General features: G+C 37.8%; 17 protein-coding genes. 8 read left to right on the top strand and 9 right to left on the bottom strand.

The features are described 5' to 3' along the window. The first annotated feature begins 741 nt into the window (after positions 1 to 741). The 8 genes from rpmH to D7029_RS18825 all read left to right on the top strand — a co-directional run bounded on the left by rpmH (position 742) and on the right by D7029_RS18825 (position 7966). A complete protein-coding gene (gene rpmH, locus D7029_RS18860; protein WP_004246509.1) occupies positions 742 to 885 on the top strand; it encodes a 50S ribosomal protein L34 in 144 nt (47 codons plus the stop codon). A gap of 17 nt (positions 886 to 902) precedes the next feature. Further along, positions 903 to 1262 (top strand): ribonuclease P protein component, encoded by a 360-nt coding sequence (gene rnpA / locus D7029_RS18855; protein WP_071788569.1) that lies wholly within the window; start codon positions 903 to 905, stop codon positions 1260 to 1262. Then, a complete protein-coding gene (gene yidD, locus D7029_RS18850) occupies positions 1226 to 1486 on the top strand; it encodes a membrane protein insertion efficiency factor YidD (RefSeq protein ID WP_072064717.1) in 261 nt (86 codons plus the stop codon). The genes rnpA and yidD overlap by 37 nt, the downstream gene beginning before the upstream one ends. 2 nt (positions 1487 to 1488) lie before the next feature. Next, positions 1489 to 3129 (top strand): membrane protein insertase YidC, encoded by a 1641-nt coding sequence (gene yidC, locus D7029_RS18845; RefSeq protein ID WP_194951536.1) that lies wholly within the window; start codon positions 1489 to 1491, stop codon positions 3127 to 3129. 130 nt (positions 3130 to 3259) lie between these two features. Then, the gene (mnmE, locus tag D7029_RS18840; protein WP_023583363.1) at positions 3260 to 4624 is read left to right on the top strand and encodes a tRNA uridine-5-carboxymethylaminomethyl(34) synthesis GTPase MnmE; all 1365 of its coding nucleotides are present in this window, start codon (positions 3260 to 3262) and stop codon (positions 4622 to 4624) included. 148 nt (positions 4625 to 4772) lie between these two features. After that, positions 4773 to 5030: a helix-turn-helix domain-containing protein gene (locus D7029_RS18835; protein ID WP_072070485.1), complete on the top strand. Its 258-nt coding sequence runs from the start codon at positions 4773 to 4775 to the stop codon at positions 5028 to 5030. After that, positions 5031 to 6344: a type II toxin-antitoxin system HipA family toxin gene (locus tag D7029_RS18830; RefSeq protein ID WP_194951535.1), complete on the top strand. Its 1314-nt coding sequence runs from the start codon at positions 5031 to 5033 to the stop codon at positions 6342 to 6344. A 1160-nt stretch (positions 6345 to 7504) separates the two neighbouring features. Then, entirely contained in the window at positions 7505 to 7966 is a 462-nt protein-coding gene (locus tag D7029_RS18825; RefSeq protein ID WP_088494149.1) for a DUF1097 domain-containing protein, read from the top strand. A 96-nt stretch (positions 7967 to 8062) separates the two neighbouring features. On the opposite strand, the gene D7029_RS18820 is transcribed toward D7029_RS18825, so the two are convergent. The 9 genes from D7029_RS18820 to D7029_RS18780 all read right to left on the bottom strand — a co-directional run bounded on the left by D7029_RS18820 (position 8063) and on the right by D7029_RS18780 (position 20581). Then, positions 8063 to 8842, bottom strand: a complete 780-nt coding sequence (locus D7029_RS18820) for an ABC transporter ATP-binding protein (protein ID WP_194951534.1) — start codon at positions 8840 to 8842, stop codon at positions 8063 to 8065. Between the two features lie 311 nt (positions 8843 to 9153). Beyond that, on the bottom strand, positions 9154 to 11004 hold the full coding sequence (locus tag D7029_RS18815; RefSeq protein ID WP_324187748.1) for a TonB-dependent receptor: 1851 nt from the start codon (positions 11002 to 11004) through the stop codon (positions 9154 to 9156). A 147-nt stretch (positions 11005 to 11151) separates the two neighbouring features. Next, complete coding sequence (locus D7029_RS18810) at positions 11152 to 12192, bottom strand: FecCD family ABC transporter permease (protein ID WP_194951533.1); 1041 nt, start codon at positions 12190 to 12192, stop codon at positions 11152 to 11154. Continuing rightward, the gene (locus D7029_RS18805; RefSeq protein WP_194951532.1) at positions 12189 to 13196 is read right to left on the bottom strand and encodes a FecCD family ABC transporter permease; all 1008 of its coding nucleotides are present in this window, start codon (positions 13194 to 13196) and stop codon (positions 12189 to 12191) included. The genes D7029_RS18810 and D7029_RS18805 overlap by 4 nt, the downstream gene beginning before the upstream one ends. A gap of 6 nt (positions 13197 to 13202) precedes the next feature. Then, entirely contained in the window at positions 13203 to 14159 is a 957-nt protein-coding gene (gene fepB / locus D7029_RS18800) for a Fe2+-enterobactin ABC transporter substrate-binding protein (protein ID WP_194951531.1), read from the bottom strand. A 188-nt stretch (positions 14160 to 14347) separates the two neighbouring features. Then, on the bottom strand, positions 14348 to 15142 hold the full coding sequence (locus tag D7029_RS18795) for an energy transducer TonB (RefSeq protein ID WP_194951530.1): 795 nt from the start codon (positions 15140 to 15142) through the stop codon (positions 14348 to 14350). Between the two features lie 27 nt (positions 15143 to 15169). After that, on the bottom strand, positions 15170 to 18205 hold the full coding sequence (locus D7029_RS18790; protein WP_194951529.1) for a TonB-dependent receptor domain-containing protein: 3036 nt from the start codon (positions 18203 to 18205) through the stop codon (positions 15170 to 15172). Positions 18206 to 18246: 41 nt separating this feature from the next. After that, positions 18247 to 19608 carry a surface lipoprotein assembly modifier gene (locus D7029_RS18785; RefSeq protein ID WP_194951528.1) on the bottom strand — a complete coding sequence of 454 codons (1362 nt, stop codon included), beginning with the start codon at positions 19606 to 19608 and terminating at the stop codon, positions 18247 to 18249. Between the two features lie 211 nt (positions 19609 to 19819). Then, positions 19820 to 20581 carry a Slam-dependent surface lipoprotein gene (locus tag D7029_RS18780; RefSeq protein ID WP_194951527.1) on the bottom strand — a complete coding sequence of 254 codons (762 nt, stop codon included), beginning with the start codon at positions 20579 to 20581 and terminating at the stop codon, positions 19820 to 19822. Positions 20582 to 20690 lie beyond the last annotated feature (109 nt).

Here is a 20690-nt window from a genome sequence, read left to right as displayed (position 1 = left end):
GGCGGACTCCCCTAAAAAAACAAGACTAAAAAATAAACAGGAAAAATGCAGTTAAACACTGTGTGCCTAAATACAAAGTGCACAACACCGTTCCTCTTCAATTCTTAATAAGGAACAACTCTTGGTGACAACGATTTTTTTTACATCGTGACTCACGATCGCAGACTGGCTATTCTGATCGTGACGGGGGATCATATCGCAAAATGAAACGAAGATCCTCTTTCTTTTGCACAGTTTTTATGGTTTTTATCCACAGGCTTGCTGATTTACGATAATTCACCAAATGAAATATGCAAAGGCGTTCTAGTGTACTTGAGTCGTCCTATAAATAGCAATTGGGGATAACTTTCTCTTTGCATAAATCTCCCTTTCTTATAGTAAGTGATCAAATATCTCTCATTTGATCCACTAAAGATCCTTGCGCTTTCACCATGAGTCCGTATAATCTTGCACCCTGCGTGCTTGTACCAACAAAGTCACTTATTAAGACCTTTTTTAGGCCGCTAATAAGCGTACTCGTTGCGCATAAGTCAGGATTGATTATCGGGTTTGCTAAAAAAGACGACAAAAATCGGTACTTAAAGCGTCATCTTCATTGACGCATTTGAGTGATTTTATTACAATCCCGCATCTTTCCATCATTGATGCTGCGATTGAAGTACCGGTTTGTTTATTTATTGCACGCCTGTCTGTCAACGCATTTGCTGAATCAGTAATTATATTAAGTAGGTAGAAATCGCCATGAAACGCACTTTTCAACCGTCTGTACTGAAGCGCAACCGTAACCACGGCTTCCGCGCTCGTATGGCCACTAAAAATGGTCGTCAGGTTCTGGCTCGCCGTCGTGCGAAAGGCCGCGCTCGTCTGACCGTTTCTTCGAAATAATAAAAGCTAACCATTCCGTGGTTAAGCTCGCTTTTCCAAGGGAGTTACGTTTGTTAACTCCCAAGCATTTCAATTTTGTTTTCCAGCAACCACAACGTGCGAGTTCTCCAGAAGTTACTATTTTGGGTCGCCAGAATGAGCTGGGGCATCCCCGCATCGGTCTAACAATCGCAAAGAAAAACGTTAAACGTGCTCATGAGCGTAATCGCATTAAACGATTAGCCCGTGAATACTTTCGTTTACATCAGCATGAATTACCGCCGATGGATTTTGTGCTATTAGTAAGAAAAGGGGTTGCTGAACTTGATAACCATCAATTGACGGAAGTATTGGGTAAATTATGGCGTCGTCATTGTCGCTTGGCTCAAAAGTCCTGATCTTGCTGATTAGGGGCTATCAACTGGGGATTAGTCCTCTGTTGGGGCCTCGTTGTCGTTTTAATCCTACATGCTCTAATTACGGAATTGAGGCATTGCGCAGGTTTGGAATGATAAAAGGTAGTTGGTTAACAGTGAAACGCATATTAAAATGCCACCCTTTACACGAAGGTGGTGATGATCCTGTCCCACCTAGAAAAAACGACGATAACAGAGAAAATTAACGATGGATTCGCAACGCAATCTTCTATTCATCGCTTTGCTGTTCGTTTCTTTCCTGATCTGGCAGCAGTGGGAGGGTGATAAAGTTTCACAAAACACCACCACTACCGCTCAGGTCTCGCAACAAGCGGACGTGCCAAGCAGTGATAGTCTTGCTGTAATTGGTAACAGCAATGAGCAGGCAAAATTGATTACCGTAAAAACTGACGTACTTGATATTCGTATCAATACTCAGGGCGGTACTATCGATGAGGCTGATTTGTTAGCCTATCCCGCCGAGCTTAATTCACAGACACCTTTCCGTTTACTGGAAACTACACCACAATTCCTGTATCAGGCTCAAAGTGGCTTAATCGGCCCAGATGGTCCAGATCAGAAATCTCGCCCAGTTTATAGTGCTGATAAAAACGAATTCGTACTTGGTGAAAACCAAGATGAATTACGCGTACCTATGACTTTCGTAAATGAAGAAGGCGTGAAATTCGTCAAAACCTTCATTCTGAAGAAAGGTCAGTACGATATCGGTATTGATTACAAAATTGAGAATACAACAGATAGAACGCTGACCATGAACTTCTACGGCCAGTTAAAACAATCTGTTAAATTGCCAGAAAGCCGTGATACAGGTAGCAGCAACTTTGCGCTACACACTTATCGTGGTGCGGCATACTCATCAGATGAAACCAACTATAAAAAATATAGTTTTGGTGATATCGAAGATAAAAACTTATCTCTAACCACAAATAATGGTTGGGTTGCAATGTTACAACAGTACTTTGCAACAGCATGGGTTCCTTCTAAAGATAGTCAGAACAATAACTTCTATTCTATCACTTTAGAAAACAAATCTATTGCTCTGATTGGTTATAAATCAGCACCGGTGACAATTGCACCAAATAGCAGTGCTGATATCAGCTCAACATTATGGGTTGGTCCTGAAATTCAGTCAGAAATGTCAGCCATTGCGCCACATTTAGACCTGTCTGTAGACTACGGTTGGTTATGGTTTATCTCTCAGCCACTGTTTAAACTGTTGAAATTCCTTCACAGCTTTATCGGTAACTGGGGCTTCTCCATCATCATGATCACCTTTATCGTTCGTGGTATCATGTACCCGCTGACTAAAGCACAGTACACCTCCATGGCGAAAATGCGTTTACTGCAACCAAAACTGGCTGCACTGCGTGAGCGTATTGGTGATGACAAACAACGTATGAGCCAAGAAATGATGGCGTTATACAAACAAGAGAAAGTGAATCCTCTGGGTGGTTGTTTACCACTGATTATCCAGATGCCAATCTTCCTTGCGTTGTATTACATGCTGATGGGCTCTGTTGAATTACGTCATGCACCATTCATGTTATGGATCCAAGACTTGTCTGCGCAAGATCCGTACTACATCCTGCCATTATTAATGGGTGTGACAATGTTCATCATTCAGAAACTGTCTCCAACAGCAGTCACTGATCCGATGCAACAAAAAATCATGACCTTTATGCCGGTTGTATTTACCGTATTCTTCCTGTGGTTCCCATCAGGTCTGGTTCTGTACTATATCGTCAGTAACTTAGTGACCATTATCCAGCAGCAGTTAATTTACCGCGGTCTGGAAAAACGTGGCTTACACAGCAGAGACAAAAAATAAGGTCACATGAGGAAAAACCTCTTCCTTGGTTACATTCAAAGGAAAGTGACATAAAATAGCGAAGGCGGTCTACAATGACCGCCTTCTGTTTTTTATATTGATATGATTATTCTGATTAAGCGAGTACACCATGCATAGCACTGATACTATCGTCGCTCAGGCCACACCTCCGGGAAGAGGCGGTGTTGGTATCCTACGCGTTTCTGGCCCTAAAGCGGCCCTTGTGGCACAAACCGTTTTAGGCAAGTTGCCTAAACCTCGTTATGCCGATTATCTGCCATTTCGCAATGATGACAACTCAGTACTTGATCAGGGTATCGCCCTTTTCTTCCCTAATCCGAACTCATTTACAGGTGAAGATGTTCTAGAACTACAAGGCCATGGCGGCCCCGTTATTCTGGATTTATTACTAAAACGTATTTTACAAATTCCCGGTGTGCGTATTGCAAACCCTGGGGAATTCTCTGAACGTGCATTTTTAAATGACAAGCTTGATTTAGCACAAGCAGAAGCGATTGCCGATTTAATTGATGCCAGCTCAGAACAAGCGGCTCGTTCAGCAATTAATTCATTGCAGGGTGCATTTTCCTCTCATATTAACGAAATGGTGGAATCATTAACTCACCTACGTATCTATGTTGAAGCTGCCATTGATTTCCCTGATGAAGAGATTGATTTTCTTTCTGACGGCATCATCGAAGGAAAACTTAACGCGGTTATTGCTGAATTAGATGACGTTCGTGCTCAAGCTCGCCAAGGTAGCCTGTTACGTGAAGGGATGAAAGTGGTTATCGCTGGTCGCCCTAATGCGGGCAAATCAAGCCTATTAAATGCATTAGCAGGTCGAGAAGCAGCTATTGTCACAGATATTGCTGGTACAACTCGTGATGTATTGCGTGAGCATATTCATATTGATGGAATGCCTTTACATATTATCGATACAGCAGGCTTACGTGAAGCCAGTGATGAAGTTGAACGCATTGGTATTGAACGTGCTTGGAAAGAGATTGAGCAAGCAGACAGAGTGCTATTTATGGTTGATAGCACCACAACCGATGCCACAACACCTGAAGATATCTGGCCTGAATTTATGGCTCGTTTACCAAATACCTTGCCTGTTACTGTTATTCGTAATAAATCAGATTTAACAGGGGAAAATGTCGAGATCACGGCACAAGGTAACTACCCGATGATCCGCTTATCTGCTCGTGATGGTATGGGTATTGAGTTACTTCGCGATCACCTAAAAGAAGCGATGGGCTTTAACAGCAATACTGAAGGTGGTTTCTTGGCTCGTCGTCGCCATTTGCAGGCATTAAATACCGCGGCAGAACATTTACAGCAAGGTCATGAACAACTGGTGTATGCAAAATCAGGTGAATTATTAGCTGAAGAGCTACGACTGGCTCAGCAAGCATTAAGTGAGATCACTGGTGAATTTACTTCAGATGACTTATTAGGCCGTATTTTCTCAAGCTTCTGTATTGGGAAGTAACCATTAAATATTACCTGCTATAGCGTGTAAATTTTAATTTAACGGTTATAGCAGGTAAAGTTCGATTTACACGCTATAACCACTAAACCTTGATCTACACGCTATAACCGGTATATTAGACATTAACGCCTATAACCGGTAGAAAATGATGATTATAATTAACGCCTATCAACTCAGCGTACATCTAAAAGATGTCCGATTAACAAAAAAACTTTCTCAAGGTAAAGTCGCCCAAAAAGTGGGAATTCGACAAGACACCGTGTCCAATTTTGAACTTAACCCTAATTCCACCAAACTAGAAACCTTTTTCAAACTACTCTCCGCACTAAATTTAGAGATGGAAATTCATCCTAAAGATGCTAAAAATAATTTAGCGCACAAAAGTGAATGGAAAGAGGAGTGGTAAATGGCGAGCCTTGATGTGTATATGAATGAATATCATGTGGGCATTTTTACTAAAAAAAGCTCAGGTGCGCATTCATTTCAATATGCTGAAGATTGGGTTAATCAACCGGGAAGTCGCCCTATATCTCTTTCTATGCCACTACAACTTCAAGAATATCAAGGAGATTGTGTCTATAATTTCTTTGATAATCTTTTACCTGATAATACTGAAATTAGAAATCGTATTGTGAGTCGCTATAATGCAAACTCAAATCAACCATTTGATCTATTAGCTGCCGTGGGTGCGGATACGGTTGGTGCATTACGGTTACTTCCTAGTGGTAGTACACCAGCTAATATAAAAAAAATAGAATATAACGAACTTGATAACGCTGAACTTGAAAAAATACTATTAGGATATCAATCCAATACACCACTCGGTATGCTTGAAGAATATACTGATTTCAGAATTTCTATTGCTGGTGCGCAAGAAAAAACAGCATTACTTTTAAAAGATGATCATTGGTGCGTACCACATAATAATACGCCGACTACACATATAATTAAGCTACCCATTGGTGTTATTGAGGGGCATTCCTACACAATGGATTTATCCGATAGTGTAGAAAATGAATATCTTTGTACCTTAATTGCCAAAGAATTTGATCTTCCTGTTCCTCACTGCTTTATTGTTAAAACAGAAAATATTAAAGCGCTTGCTGTAGAACGCTTTGATAGAAAATACTCATCAGATAAATCGTGGATAATACGCTTACCCCAAGAAGATTTTTGCCAAATTCTAAATATACCTTCAGCTCTAAAATATGAAAATGAAGGAGGACCTGGCATTATTAGTATAATGAATTATTTGCTTGGTTCATCAAATGCTGATCCAGACCGTTTTCATTTTATGAAGGCACAAGTACTATTTTGGCTTTTGGCTGCAACAGATGGGCATGCAAAGAATTTCTCTGTTTTTATCAATCAAGAAGGACGTTTTCACCTCACGCCTCTTTATGACATCATGTCTATCTATCCCTATTTTGAAGGACGAGGGTTTAATCCACGAGATGCAAAACTCGCTATGGGATTACAGGCAAGCCGACGCAAAAAATATGCCATAGAGCAAATTTTTCCTCGCCATTTTTACCAAACAGCCGAAGCTGTCGGCTTCGATCCTTCATTGATGACAGATATTCTTCGTTATTTTTATAAAGAAATGGACGATGCCATCAAACGCGTAAAACAACAACTACCTGATGATTTCCCTTCTGAAATTCGCAATAAGATATTGGATGGAATGAAAGCTCGCTCGGCAAGATTAGCCAATATTTAGCAGCTTACCTGCTATAGCGTGTAAACCTTAATTTAACGGTTATAGCAGGTAAAGTTCGATTTACACGCTATAGTCGTTTTTTAATAATTAAGTGATAGCTTTACTCATCTTTGTAGTTTGTTTTTTAAACAATTAATCCTTATTTATACTAATCAACATTACTATATTTTCCAGAAAGAAAATCATAGGAGATATCTATGGCCACGACTTCTTTTAGCAAAAATTTCATTGTTAAGGACAAACAGTCTATTGAACTTATACAGAATGCTTTAAGTTATCCTCGACATATAAAAATAGTAAAACGGAATTACGAAACAGAAAATAGACAAGGAATTGCGTTATTAAAACAACGATTGTCCAACTTGGAAAACTACTAAAAGAGTTTGGTAAAGAAACAACAATTAAACTCTTAAGTAGTTTTTCTAATAATTTAAATTGTGACGTTGAGAAATTTTTAACTTCTTCTACTAAAGCAATAAGATTTGAGCAAACTAATAATGCACAAACCTATTTAATATTAAATGATAATGGTGAAATTCTTGCTTACTTCTCTTTATCCTTTAAAGAACTTATTCTTGATAATGCAAAAATAAGTAAAACAAAAATACAACAACTCGATGGAATTTCTAAAAAAGCTGAAAGAATTAAAGCTTTTCTTATTGGTCAAATTGGGAAAAACACATCTATAATAAATAACCCTATTTCTTTAAAGTTAATCTTGAATGAGATTTATGCTGTCTTATCAGAAGCAAAAGCCCTTATTGGTGGTAGGATCATTATATTAGAATGGGAAAATAATAAAAATCTAATTCAACTTTATCAAAGATATGGTTTTACACTAATTGAAACCGAGAACAATTGTCCTTATTCTCTTCGCACTCTTTATATTCATATTATTGAAGAATAATAATAAATTAAATATCAATAAATAATACTTAGTTAAAATATTTATTTTTACATTTAATAAATAAAACTGATTACGCAATCGTTTACTTTTTACTTTTTCTATCTTGAATAAAGATCAATATATCTAACACGTATTAATACCATTATTAAATGTGCTTTTTAATGATCTAAATATAGAAAATCAGTCAATGACAATGCTAAACTTCGTTTTTAGTTAACTGGGTAAATATCCCCCTTATATTTAAGAGTCTATCGTGAGAACGCTTTATTTTACTGCGCTGACAACAGGCATTCTTTCTGCCATTTGGGCATTTGTTGCTAATCAATTTGACTTATTAAGCTGGGCTGGCTTTTTAGGTTGTACCGCCTATTTTGCTTATCCTAAAGAGGGTATTAAAGGATTAGCTGTCACTATGGCTACTATTATGAGTGGCGTAATTTGGGCATTGGCGATTATTTATGGTAGCCAAGTATTTAGTGATATTTCCATTTTTGGCTATGCTGTCACAGGTGTTATTGCCTTTGTGATGTGTATTCAAGCTAAAAGTGCACTACTCGCTTATATTCCCGGTACCTTTATTGGAGCATGCACTATATTTGCCGCTCAAGGGGATCTCTCTCAAACTATCCCTTCATTAATCGTTGGCGTTTTATTTGGTTACTCGATGAAAATGAGTGGACTTTGGGTTGCCAATAAATGGCCAAAAACAGCATAATTTATGCTAACTCAAATCTAAAAGCGGTATTTAGTTATGCTAAAGCCGCTTTTTTCTTTCTTAGCTATATAGTCAGCAATATAGTTAGTTATATAGTTAGCAAGGCACAATCATCGGTGTCCCAACAACAGGATCAGGAATAATTTGGCATTCCAAATCAAAAACTTGTTTGATTAGCGCTTGATTGATAATAGATTTTGGCTCTCCTTGCGCAATGATTTTTCCTTTCACCATCACCACCAAATTATCGGCATAACGACACGCTTGGTTTAAGTCATGTAAGACGGCAACAACGGTACGCCCCTGTTGTTGATTGAGTTTTCGAAATATATTGAGTAATTCAATTTGATAAGCAATATCTAAATATGTTGTTGGTTCATCTAGCAGTAAAATCTCTGTTTGTTGCGCTAATATCATCGCCACCCAAACACGTTGCCGTTGACCGCCAGATAACGAATCTACTGTTTTATCTGCAAATTCCACAATCCCAGTCTCTTTCATTGCGGTTTCTACAGCTAACTTATCTTCTTGGCTCCATTGATGCATAAAGCTTTGATGAGGAAAGCGTCCTCTTGCCACTAAATTAGCCACCGTGATCCCCGAAGGTGCTTGCATCGTTTGTGGTAATAACGCGATTTGACGAGCGAGTTTTTTGGTCGGTAATGACGTTAAAGGTTGAGCATCTAATGAAACATGGCCTGATAATGGTTTCAATAAACAACACAAGCTACGCAGTAGCGTTGATTTACCACAACCATTGGGGCCAATAATGACAGTGACCTTTTTATCAGGAATAGAAAGCGAAATATCTTGGCAAATCGTTGTCTGTTGATATCCCAACTTTAAACTGTGTGTCTGTAATCGGCTATTGTGCATAACATTATCTTTTTATTGAATGATCACATTAAGCAAAATAAGGGTGATAAATTAACACCACCCTTTGCTGTGATTTATATTTAGAAACGAACTTCTACTGAAGCACCAACCATACGAGGACGTTGGTAAATAGCGGTATCTTTATTATTATCTGGAATAAGAATTCGTTTATCAGAATCAAATAAGTTCTGAGCAAATAACGTCGTTCTACCCCATTTAAAGTTATAGCCAAGCTGTAAATTAGCTAACCAAAAACTATCTACTTTGCCGCTATCTGCATTATTCGCATTCGAGAAATAATCTCCCGAGAACTAAACATTACCGCTAATATCCATCGCCTGTGTTAATTGATATTTAGCACCGACATTCGCAGTATAACTTGGTGCTCGAGCTAACTCTTTTCCTTCAATACCACTGTTACCAAAGTCTTTGATTTTCGTTTTTAATAAACCAACACCTGTATTTAATTCAAGAGAGTCTATTGGTTGATAAGCAACTGTTAATTCAGCACCATAAGTTTCAACCTTTTTTGCATTACGAATAGTGGAAGAGTTTGGCCCTAAATAAAATGGCAGTTGCATATCTTTATAATCGTTGTAGAACAAGTTTGTCATCACACTTAACTTGTTATCCAACAGGCTATTACGTGTATAAAGGCTATAATTCCATACATATTCAGGTGAATACACGTAAGTAACGATCGGCTTACCAATCGTCACACCTGCGCCACCACCGTTATAGCCTCGGCCGACAGCAAAACCAACAGTTTGATTCACGGCAGGTTTCCACGCGATATCGGCTTTAGGGAGAAACGTGTTATAGGTTTCATCAAAATCGATAGCAACGGCTGCACTTCCCCCATTACGGGTGTGGTGCTCTCGTTCAAAACGCCCTGATAACGTTATGTCAATTTCAGGAAATAGTGCATAAGTTAATGAACCATAAGCAGAAGCTGTTTCTGTTTTATCATCAAAATAGCTACCACCAAAGATATTCACAAATTCATCTTGTTTGGCGTGGAAATAACGTAAACCAAAAATTCCGCTTAATGCTTCACTGTCTGTTTTAAAACGAAGCATAGGTTCAAATTCAAACTCTTTAGCATCAATATCTGCACGCGGGCTTTGTGCTTCAGTTAAGCGGCGTGTAGAAAAATCAGTATAAATCAGTGTGTTTTCAACACTCAAATTATCATTCGCTTCCCATGTGGTATTTAAAATACCGCTGGTTGTTTTACGTTTAATAACCGGACGAAAACGTGAAGGAGCATTTGGCGCTAAATTACTCGCCATATTGGCTTCATTTTGCGGTGATCGACTATCAAGATGGCTAACTGTTAACTTGGCTTTAAAATCAGGATTATCTAAAGAGTCATAAAGCAGTTTTCCACGAAATGTATTGGAATGGATATCGCGTGGATCACCCGTTGGCGAGTATTTATCCATGTGAACAAAGCTTTCACGCTCTTGTCTTTCTGCGGTAAAACGAAATGCTAATTTATCTTCAATCAGAGGCCCTGAAGTCATCACGGCATATTCACGAAGATCTTGCTGACCCGCCCCCAGTTTTACCGCATTTTCCCAATAGAATGTGGGATCTTGAGTTTTCACCAAAATCGCACCAGCAATCGCATTACGACCTTGCACATAGCTTTGCGGATCACGGAAAATTTCAACGGTATTCACATCCCACAACGATTGAGCACCATAACCAAACTCGTTGTAGGTAAATGAACGACCATCAACGGAGAAGTTAACTCTGGGGCGAGTACCGCCTAAAAAGGCAATCGCACCTTGTGCAGGTCCTGAACCATCAACACCACGAATAGCAGGTAAAGCATTGCTGTTTCCGTTATCCACAATGTTGGGTGTCATTTGCAGTAATGTGTTCACATCTGCATTTGGTGTGGCTTCTATTTTTTTCGCATCATAAACCGTGACACTCGAGCCTGTGTCATAGATAGATTTATTCAGTTTTTCACCAGTCACAATTAATACATCCACTTTTTCATCGTGTTTTTTGTTGTCTTGTGACGTTGACGTTTTTTCTATTTCTTGTGCATTTACACTAGGAGCGGCAATACATAAAGTTCCTAATAAAGCCGTTTGCACTAGTGTTGTTATTGTGGCTTTTTTAGCGCGTAGAGTAAGAATAGTAGACATAAGTCTATACCTTTCATGCCATAGAGCATGCCATTAGACGATTTATAAAATACCCTCATTACATCCCAAATGTTTAATTAGTCTTTCTGGCGACCATCCCATGACTCATCCTTAAGTTAGTAAATATTTACTTCCTTTATTATTATTTTAAGTTCTCTGTTTTCTTGTTAGTAACCACAACAAATAAAGCCCACCAATAACACCCGTCATTAAACCAACGGGCATCGTGATATTGATGGGTAGGCTTTGTGATAACACATCAGCAGAAAGTAAAAGGAGTGCGCCCATTAATGCAGAGCCCACAATGGGTAACTTTCCTGAATGGCTTAATCTGATCACTAATTGAGGTGCGGCGAGTGCAACAAAGGCAATTGGCCCTGCGCTGGCTGTCGCTAATGAGGCAAGTAATACGGCACTAAAAATCATCACCCATCTGACTCTGCCCACATGAACACCCAATTGCTGTGCCATGTCATCTCCCATTTCCATTAACGTTAATGACTTAGCATAAAAAATAATAAGTGGAACAAGGATCAGTAAACCAATAAAGGTAGGATAAACATGCTGCCAAGTACGGGCATTTAGTGAGCCCGCAAGCCAAAGGTTAGCCATGATGGCATTATCAATATTGCCCTTTACCAACAATAAACCATTAAAGGCATGTAAAATGGCACCGATACCAATACCGATTAAAATCATGGTGTAACCAGACATAACACCATTTTTTAATGACAGCAGATAAACAATGAGCGCCGTTGCCATTCCGCCTATTAACGTAGAAATAGCGATATCCACAACGGTGCCATTAAAAATAATAATTTGAAGTAATGCACCTGTTGCTGCACCTGTTGTAAAACCAATAACATCAGGTGAACCTAAAACATTACGAGAAATCGACTGGAAAATAGCCCCTGAAATACCTAATGCAGCGCCAACGCCCATTGCGGTAAGCAGACGAGGCAAACGGATATCCATGACGATTTTTTCTTTAATGCCGCCTTCTGATTGCCCAACAACAATATCTATCAATGTAGAAAATTCGATAGGAAACTTACCTGTTGTAAGGGCGAAAAATGCCAGAGAAATCATCAATAAAAACAAAATAAAGGCGATGATGATATCTTTTGGAGAGAAGATCCAAGACCATGTACCCAATTGGCAGATAATCTCATTATTTTTAAGTTTCATAATGTAATGATCCGCCAACGTTTAACCAGATAGATAAAGAAAGGTCCACCAATCAGTGAGATCATAATACCAACGCTAATTTCCCCCAGTGTGCCAATTAACCGCCCTAAGCAATCTGCGACTAACATCACTAATGCACCAATCAACATCGACATAGGTAAGATACGTCGATATTCAGCACCGACTAAGCGGCGAGCAAAATGAGGTGCGGTTAATCCTAAAAAGCTAATAGGTCCAACGGCTGCGGTTGCACTCCCTGCAAGAAGCACTATTGCAAAAGCCGATAATAACCAAACTCGTTTTTGGTTAGCGCCCAACGCATGGCTAATATCATCACCTAACGTCACGATATCTAACGAACGCGTGAGTGAGTAAGCAATCACACTTCCAATTACCACTAATACCGTAATTGGGTACAAAACATCGAAGCTACGTCCTTGTAATGAACCCACAACCCAATGACGGAATTGATCGAACACGCGTTCATCACTATTTACCGTAACAAGCTGTGTAATAGCGAGTAAAACAACGGAAAGCGCAACACCTGCAAGCACCATTCTCACAGGGTTAAGTCCGTGTCTTACCCCGCCAAGAAGATACACACCAATACCTGCGAAGAAAGCCCCTAATAAACCAAACCACATGTAAATAGTGACATCAGTGATCCCCGTTAGCGCAATTAAAGAGACAATCGCAACCATGGCTCCAGCATTAATGCCAAACAAGCCCGGATCAGCGAGTGGGTTGCGAGTCAAAGCTTGCATTAGTGTTCCGGCTCCGCCTAATGCGACACCAATCACTATTGCTAATAATGTGCGAGGAAAGCGTAGATAGCGCACTAATAAGTGCTCACTATTTGTCGTATCAAAATCGATAAAAGCCTGCCATGTTGTGTACATAGAAACAGGTCGGCTTCCTACAAATAAGCTTAATAGTGCAAAACAGAGCAATAGAAGAATAGCGCCTCTTATTCCCCACTTTATGCTATGGTGAGAAGTGAACATGCGTTATTACTTCTGTTGGCCAAAGCGCGTAACCATATCACTGATAATTTCTTGCGCGCTGTAATAATCAATACGAAACGAGTTTGCACCTAAACCATAAACTTGATTATTTTTTATAGAAGGTAGATTGGCAAGAATGGGATCAGCCATAAATACATCGGCTTCTTTGGCGGTTCCACTTAATAGGAACGTTGTAGGTGCAGTGAGTTGTGTTAAATGCTCATATTGAGCCCACACAAAATCTGAAACGGGTTTATCTTTCGGTTGCCACGCAAGATCTGCACTTTCAATGGTAAAACCGAGTTGTTGTAATAATACCGCGTGAGGGCTGGTGGTTAGCGAAACGGGATTAACAGTACCAGCGCCAAAATAAGAGATAATATTGACCTGACCTTCAGGGAGTTGTAGCGCTTCTTTCCCTTCTTTTACTATATTTGCAAAATGCTGTAATAGTGTAGCGGTCTCTTCTTCTTGTCCTGTTGCTTGTGCCAATTGTAACGCCAAGCTTTCCCAGCTCTGTTTGCCGTAATCTAAAACAATGGTCGGCGCGATTTGTTTAAATTGTTCAACTTGAGGATAGACCGTATCACCACCATTGATGGAAACAACGATTAAATCAGGTGCATAAAGATAAGCCATCTCTAATGAAACACTGCCCGCAGACCACAGTTTTTCAACCTTTCTCTCTTTTGCCACTTTATCCCATTGGGCAAAAAATTGGCCATTTGCCGCCGTTGAACTGGCAACCACCGGAGCTTGCATTGCAAGGAGCGTTCCGGTGATAGAAACTGATGCCGATAAAATACGCTGAGGTTTTGCGTTAATTTCAGTTTTAGTGCCATCAACGTTGGTAAAAGTGCGAGGCCAAGATTGGCTATCAGCGCCAACATCAGAAGCATTTGCTGTATTAACAATAAAAGAAAAAATAAAAAGACAGGCAATAGAGACAACGGATTTAAACATGACCACTTTCCAAGTAAATAATCTTTACTTTAAATAATAAATGTAATTATTAATGTTAATCATAATCAATATCATTAACAATAAGGATTTATGGGTTTGTGATCGGAAAAGTGAGAATGAGCGCACAAAAACAACTTTATAAAAAAACACCCAAGTCCAAGTTGTACTCAGGTGTTTCCGTTATTTTATTAATTTAATTGAAAATCTAATGAAACAATCAAAGGATTCAATAGGTTTTCAGGTTTAGGGCCTATGGGCTTTACACGTTTAACCGCAGCAATAGCCGCATTATCAAGAGAGGAAATACCCGAGGTACTTTCTATCTCAACCCTTGAAATCACACCTTCAGAGGTTAGTGAAAAGCTCACCACCACCTGACCTTCATGTTGCATGCGACGTGCTTGTGATGGATAACGTTTATGGCGCTCTATTTCTCGACGCAGTGAACTAATATAGTGATTATCAGATTCGCCTTGCCCTATTCCTTTCTCGCTTAATGCATGACTTCTTCCTGCTAACGAGCTTGCCGTATGTTGCGTTAAGCTTTCTGCCGATGCTTCTGAAGTCGTTTGCGCTACTTGGCTTTCTAAATCACGCTGTTTTATCGGCTCTACTTTTTCTTGCACCACCTGTTTTTTTACAGGTGTAATTGGTTTTATAGGTATAGGCTTTTCTTTTATTTTTTCAGGTATTTTCTTTGGTGCTTCAACAAACTCCCCTTTTTCGGCAATGGGTAAAACAATAGGCGTTTCTTGTGGCTCCGTTTCCACTAAAGGTTCCGGCACGACTGTAGATTGTTGAGGAGGTGAAAATACCACTTGGTAAACGGATAATGTATTTTCTTGTTGCTGATGAATATGGTGCGCACTTTCTGTCATAGAAAGTGAACGTAACACCCAACTTAATACGCCGATATAAACTAACGATATGCCAATCAGCCAATAATAAATATTAAACGGATGCCTGACAGAAAGTGCCAACATAAATAAAAGCTCCTTACTCTCTTTTAATTAAAATTGTGCAGTCACACCTAATCGGAATGTTCTTCCCGGCGCAGGCATACCTGATCGCGTTAAAGGATCAATGTAGTATTCGTTTAATAAATTACTGCCCGTTATTTCAAAAGATAAATTAGAGCTATATTGATAGTTAATGTAAGCATCAACGGTAAAGACTTTTGCCCAACGCATTGGGTTGTTATTTCTGCCATACATTTCTCGTGGTAATTTTTCTTTTAGCCATTTTTCATCTTTATTTTCCACTTCTGATGAATAAAGCCAGCGACTTCCAATTTCTAATTTATTGTCGAACCAACGAGTCCCTAAATGTAAATTAACCGAATATTTAGGTTGAAGAGAAGTACGTAAAAAACCACCAGGATAACCGCCCGTCATACACTCTTTAATACCCAAAAAACCAAATGGATCATAGTTACTAAAGGCATTTTTATCACATACTTTATTTTTATGGCTATAAACTAAAGCCGTATCCATAAAAATAAAGCCATTATCAAAGCGAGCTTGAACCTCCAGCCCCTCTAATATTTGCTTTTCAAATTGCCTAATTTGCCAATTCGCATCTCTATCAAACACATTTTCAATATTGGTACGAAAATAATTAATTTTAATATCGGCATGGCGCTCCACATTTAGCCAATCTGTCAAATCAAACACAACACCTAACTCAGTACTTTTTGCTCGTTCGGGTTTTAATTTAAAACCGTAATAACGCGCTTTTGACCCAGAAAAACCACTGGTATCTTCAAATAAACTAGGTAATCGTAGCTGCTCAGTATAACGTCCATAAAAACGCAATATATCGTTGGCATAAACCGTCGCAGATACTAAAGGGGAAAATGCGCCATGATGATAACTGGGCTCTGGTGCAAAATTATCTTTATCATAATCAAGATAAATAGGTATTGAATTAGAAACGCCCATTTCATACTTATTAACTAGTTCACCTGTAATTGGATCAGGTACTTTTTCATTAATATCAACATAGCCACTTAAGAAGATGTTTTTACTTTTAGGTAACTCTCCATTTTCATCATAAAGTAAGACTGTATGTTCCGTGATCATAAGACGTTTTTGGGCAGATTTTATGTTGAGATTTCCTTGTTTATCGCGAAGAAAATCATCCTGCATCATATCAACTTGAACTCTATTCACTTTTATCTTTTCTTTTATTTCTAATGGTAAGTTTTCATATTCAGGGTAAATAAACTTAGATTGCACAAACTCACGTATTTTTTTGTCTATTTCTGGATAACGTCGATAATTCTTTAGTTCTTCCGGTAAACCCTCTACATCAATACTGTGGTAGGCTCTATATAATAAATATTCCTCAGCAGTTAAAGTTCGTCGATAAGGAAGAATAAAGCCTCTTATTGATGGGGATTTTTCATAACCTTTTACGTTATTCCGTCGCTTATTATTTAAAAAAGTATCCGTTAAATGATAATAATGATATTTTCCGCCAGCAGTAATAGCTAACCAAGAAAGTGGCTTCCAATCTGTGGAAAGGGCTAAATTAATTTCATGACGTTGCCCTGCTCGCCCTGAGGTAACAAAATCAAGTCCTGTAGGTACTTCCAATTCATCACTGTCTAATTTTTCAAATTGATAATTACTAGAAAATGAAATAGAAAATTGAGGTGATAATTTAAATATCGAAGATAAATCCACGCCATAGCGGTTATTCTCTTGATAAAGAGATGCTGTATCAATAAAACGGGTATCTACTTTTGCATCCCATTTAGATAAATACCGTTCTTCATAATCAACCTCCTTTGAGACTCTGGGTTCACCACCACGAGTATTCGTATGCCCAGAAGTTAAATTACCCCATAAACGTAACAGTACATCCGCTTGCTTATCTTCTGGTTTCCACTGATAAGTTAATATTCCCGCCTGTTGATTAATCGTTGCTAATGGCCATTGAGTCACGACATTTTTTTCGTAACGAGCCCACTCTAATCTCAGAGGCATAATATCGCCAAATAGTAAGTCAGTGTATCGATAGTTAATCGAAAAACGGTGTGTTGATTCAGGGAATAATGTTCCTTTTACTAAAAATGAACGATTACGACTGGAGGTATTAGGTACTTCATTACCAGGACGATAAATATGGGCAATAAAAGGAACATAAGGCGTTAACCTTAATTTATAATCAATAGAATGGATTGCCTTCATATCATCCGTTTCGAGATAAGCTTCTGTATTTCTTTTTCCTGCTAAATAATTTCCTTTTTCTCGCAGTGCATAGGCAAATAATAAATTAAATTTTTCTTCTTCAAAACCAATCCCAAGTCGAAATGAATGATCATGAAAATTCCAATCTTTATTTTTTTGAGGGGTTATTTCTAAAGCAGGATCAACGACTCTTGAACCATAATGATAAAAATAAGGATAATTGCGATAATCTCCGAGCATATCTAAATAGGCTTCTTTATACCGTGTAGAGTTATTACTAATATCTCCTTTAAAATTAATCCCAAAAGAATCACCTATAGGCACAATATCTCGAATATCTAAGGTTTTTATCGCAATACCGCCACCAATACCAGTTTTCATATCAGGTGTTAATGAGGGACCTTTCTCAATATAGATACTGCTAATCAGATTAGAATCAATATAGTTACGATTAGATGCACCACTATAACCACGATAAACAGTAATTGCCTGCTCTGTCCCATCGACAGTCACAGGTATTCGACCTTGCCCTTGAATACCTCGAATATTAGGATCAAGCGCTCCCCCATTACGCGCTTCGCCACTATAAACACCAATAGCGCTTTTTAGTAAATCAGCGGGAGAAACGCCTTGATAACGCTCTAATAGCTCTTTTCCTAAATAAACATTAGAAACATCTTTCTCATAAACGTGTGAATAACCCTGTTTATCTTTTTCTTTATTATCAGAAATTTGAATATGACCAAGATCGGTTTTATCTTCTTTGGCTTGCAGATAAAAGCAAGGAGAATATAGCGATAGAGAAACGAAGATTGAAACAATTTTTCGCTTTTTAAAAAGCATTACATGCATTGTTTTACCTATTCAATTAATAAAGGAAGTCACTTATTTAATTAAAATTGTTTTTCTAATTTAAATAACACTTCATGTTGCTGATATTGATATAACCAATCCACATTGCTTAATCTTCGGGTATAACGTAGTTCTATTGTGGGATAAAACCCTAAAATAAAAGGCGATTTACTTTTAATATTAGTTGTGAAAATAACGCCATTGTCTTTTCTTCTCTTTTTTAATAAAGGATTATAGTTATTAAAGCATTTAATTTGATACTGTAAAAAAAGAGAGATATGCCAATTAGCTGACAATGGATAATAAACGCCAGTTTTTATACCATACAGCTGATAATTTAATAAAGTGTTTTTTTTACGATCTAACTGATAATTTAATTGATTAACTAATTGCATTCCATTATTAAAATAATAGTTATGGTAAGCACTATAACTTACTCGCTTATCATTTAAATTATTTAACGCTTTTTGATATTTCTTTATTTTATAATCCAAGCTTAAATTAATAGTTTGCTTTTTATTAATAAAATAAGAAAGCTGTGTTTCATTCCCCCATGCTTGATATTCATATTGTTCCCGTGATGATTTTATTTCGTAATAAGGTGTTATTGACCACTGATATTGAGGTTTTTGATAGCGATAACCCAGTTGTGTATATAATGCAAAAAAATTAGCATTACGGTGAGAGTGGTAATCTATATATCGAGCATAAGTATAAGAAGAAAAAGTATGGTGAGAATAAATAATAAAAGGTTGATAAAAAGAAAAATAATGAGTAATTCCTGTAGATGCAATAGGTTTTGCACCTCTTAGCGTCGTTTTTCCTTGGGTTGATTGAGAGACAATTTTTTCAGATAAGTAAGGTGCATGATTAATATTATCATCATAAAAAAAGCCAAGTTGATAGAAACGTTGGCCTTGAAAATAAGAGGCTAACTTAACCTTATAAAACTCAATAGATTGGATAATATTTTTAGATAAATCAACGATATTGCTCAGTTGATTAAGTTGTTGCTGTGCTTTTTTATATTCTCGTAAATGAAAATAAAGTTGAATTAATCCTGTTTGGGCTGGGATAAAATCGGCTTTTTGCTTAAGTTGTTGCTGATAATAAATTTCAGCGTTTAAAAAATCACCTCTGTTTTGTGCCAATAACGCCTTTGCGTAATTAACAAGTAATGCTTCATGTTGAGGTTGTTGTTGATAGTAAAGCAGTAATCTTTCTGCTTTTTGCCACTGTTGTTGTTGCAAATAGTGATAAAGTTGCTGACCTACTTTAGCTGTACTCGTTGTTTCAAGATAATAAAATAGTTTGTCGCGGCTCTCTTTTGCACTCCCATTAAATGAAAATAAAATTAGCGGTAAAGCCAGTAACCCTTTGGTTAAGAGTTGATAATAATTCATTATATATCCTTATAAAAACAAAAGAACAATTCCTTCAAATCGGCTTAATTTAGATAAAAAAAAACAGATAACCCTATACCAGATTATCTGTTGCTAACATTTAGCGTAATGACCACTAATACCACTTTTAAAGAATTAACCGATTGTTTTACCAAATAAATCTATAATATTATTTTTGAAAAAATCAAGAAGCATCCATGCTTACTGTCATTTATTCACTGTCACTGCTATTTTTCGTACCACCAAAACTAATATCTTTTTTATGATCTGAACTAAACACCACAATACCCGCTAACGCCTCTGCACTTTCACCAAAGAAAGCCCCTTCAACAACCCCTGATGTTGACCCTTCATTTGCATCTGCAGAAAACGTCACTTGATTATTTGCGGTATAAAGATTTCCTCCTGCTAAATCAATCGTACGTTGGCTATTAGTCAGCGAACCTGTAATTTCTTTTTGTGAGAAATTAACATCGAACGAGCCAGTAAGTAAGTTATTACCACTATATTGACTAATACCCGTTACCGTATAAGTAGCACTGTCTGTCGGTAATGTGGTTGTAACATCTTTACCAACATAATAGGTTTGGTGTGTTGCATCCGTTGCTGATGTTGTTTTTGCCCAGTCACCAAAATAGACATTGGCATCCGTGATTTTGGCAAAGTGAAAAACACCCATATCACTATGTTGATGATTAGATTGAACTGTATAAATTCCATTACTATCCGCTCCACCACTCATTCTTGCTGATGTTAACGAAGCAAAACCAATTTTTTTCCCACCTCCTACTGTACTAATACCAACACCCGGCTCTCCACCAGGCATTTGATGAGAACCATATTGAACAGCATCACTAGCTCCCACAGTCATGATGTTTAAAGGTCCGCTTTGATTAGAGTGAATTTCAGCATGTACTGCATGAGAGCCCATTAATATAAATAATGCACAGGTTAATTTATTACGTTTTTTCATAATAACTTCCTTATTATTCATTGGAGGGTGTGGCTACTTATTATAAATAGAAATAACAAGTAGCCACTTACAGAAATATTAATATTTTATCTATCTTTCCAGCTTCACT

The organism is Proteus vulgaris, from assembly GCF_016647575.1.
GTDB classification, from domain to species: Bacteria; Pseudomonadota; Gammaproteobacteria; order Enterobacterales; family Enterobacteriaceae; genus Proteus; species Proteus mirabilis_B.
The sequence above is the reverse complement of the archived record's forward strand: the minus strand, read 5'-3'. Positions and strand labels throughout refer to the sequence as shown.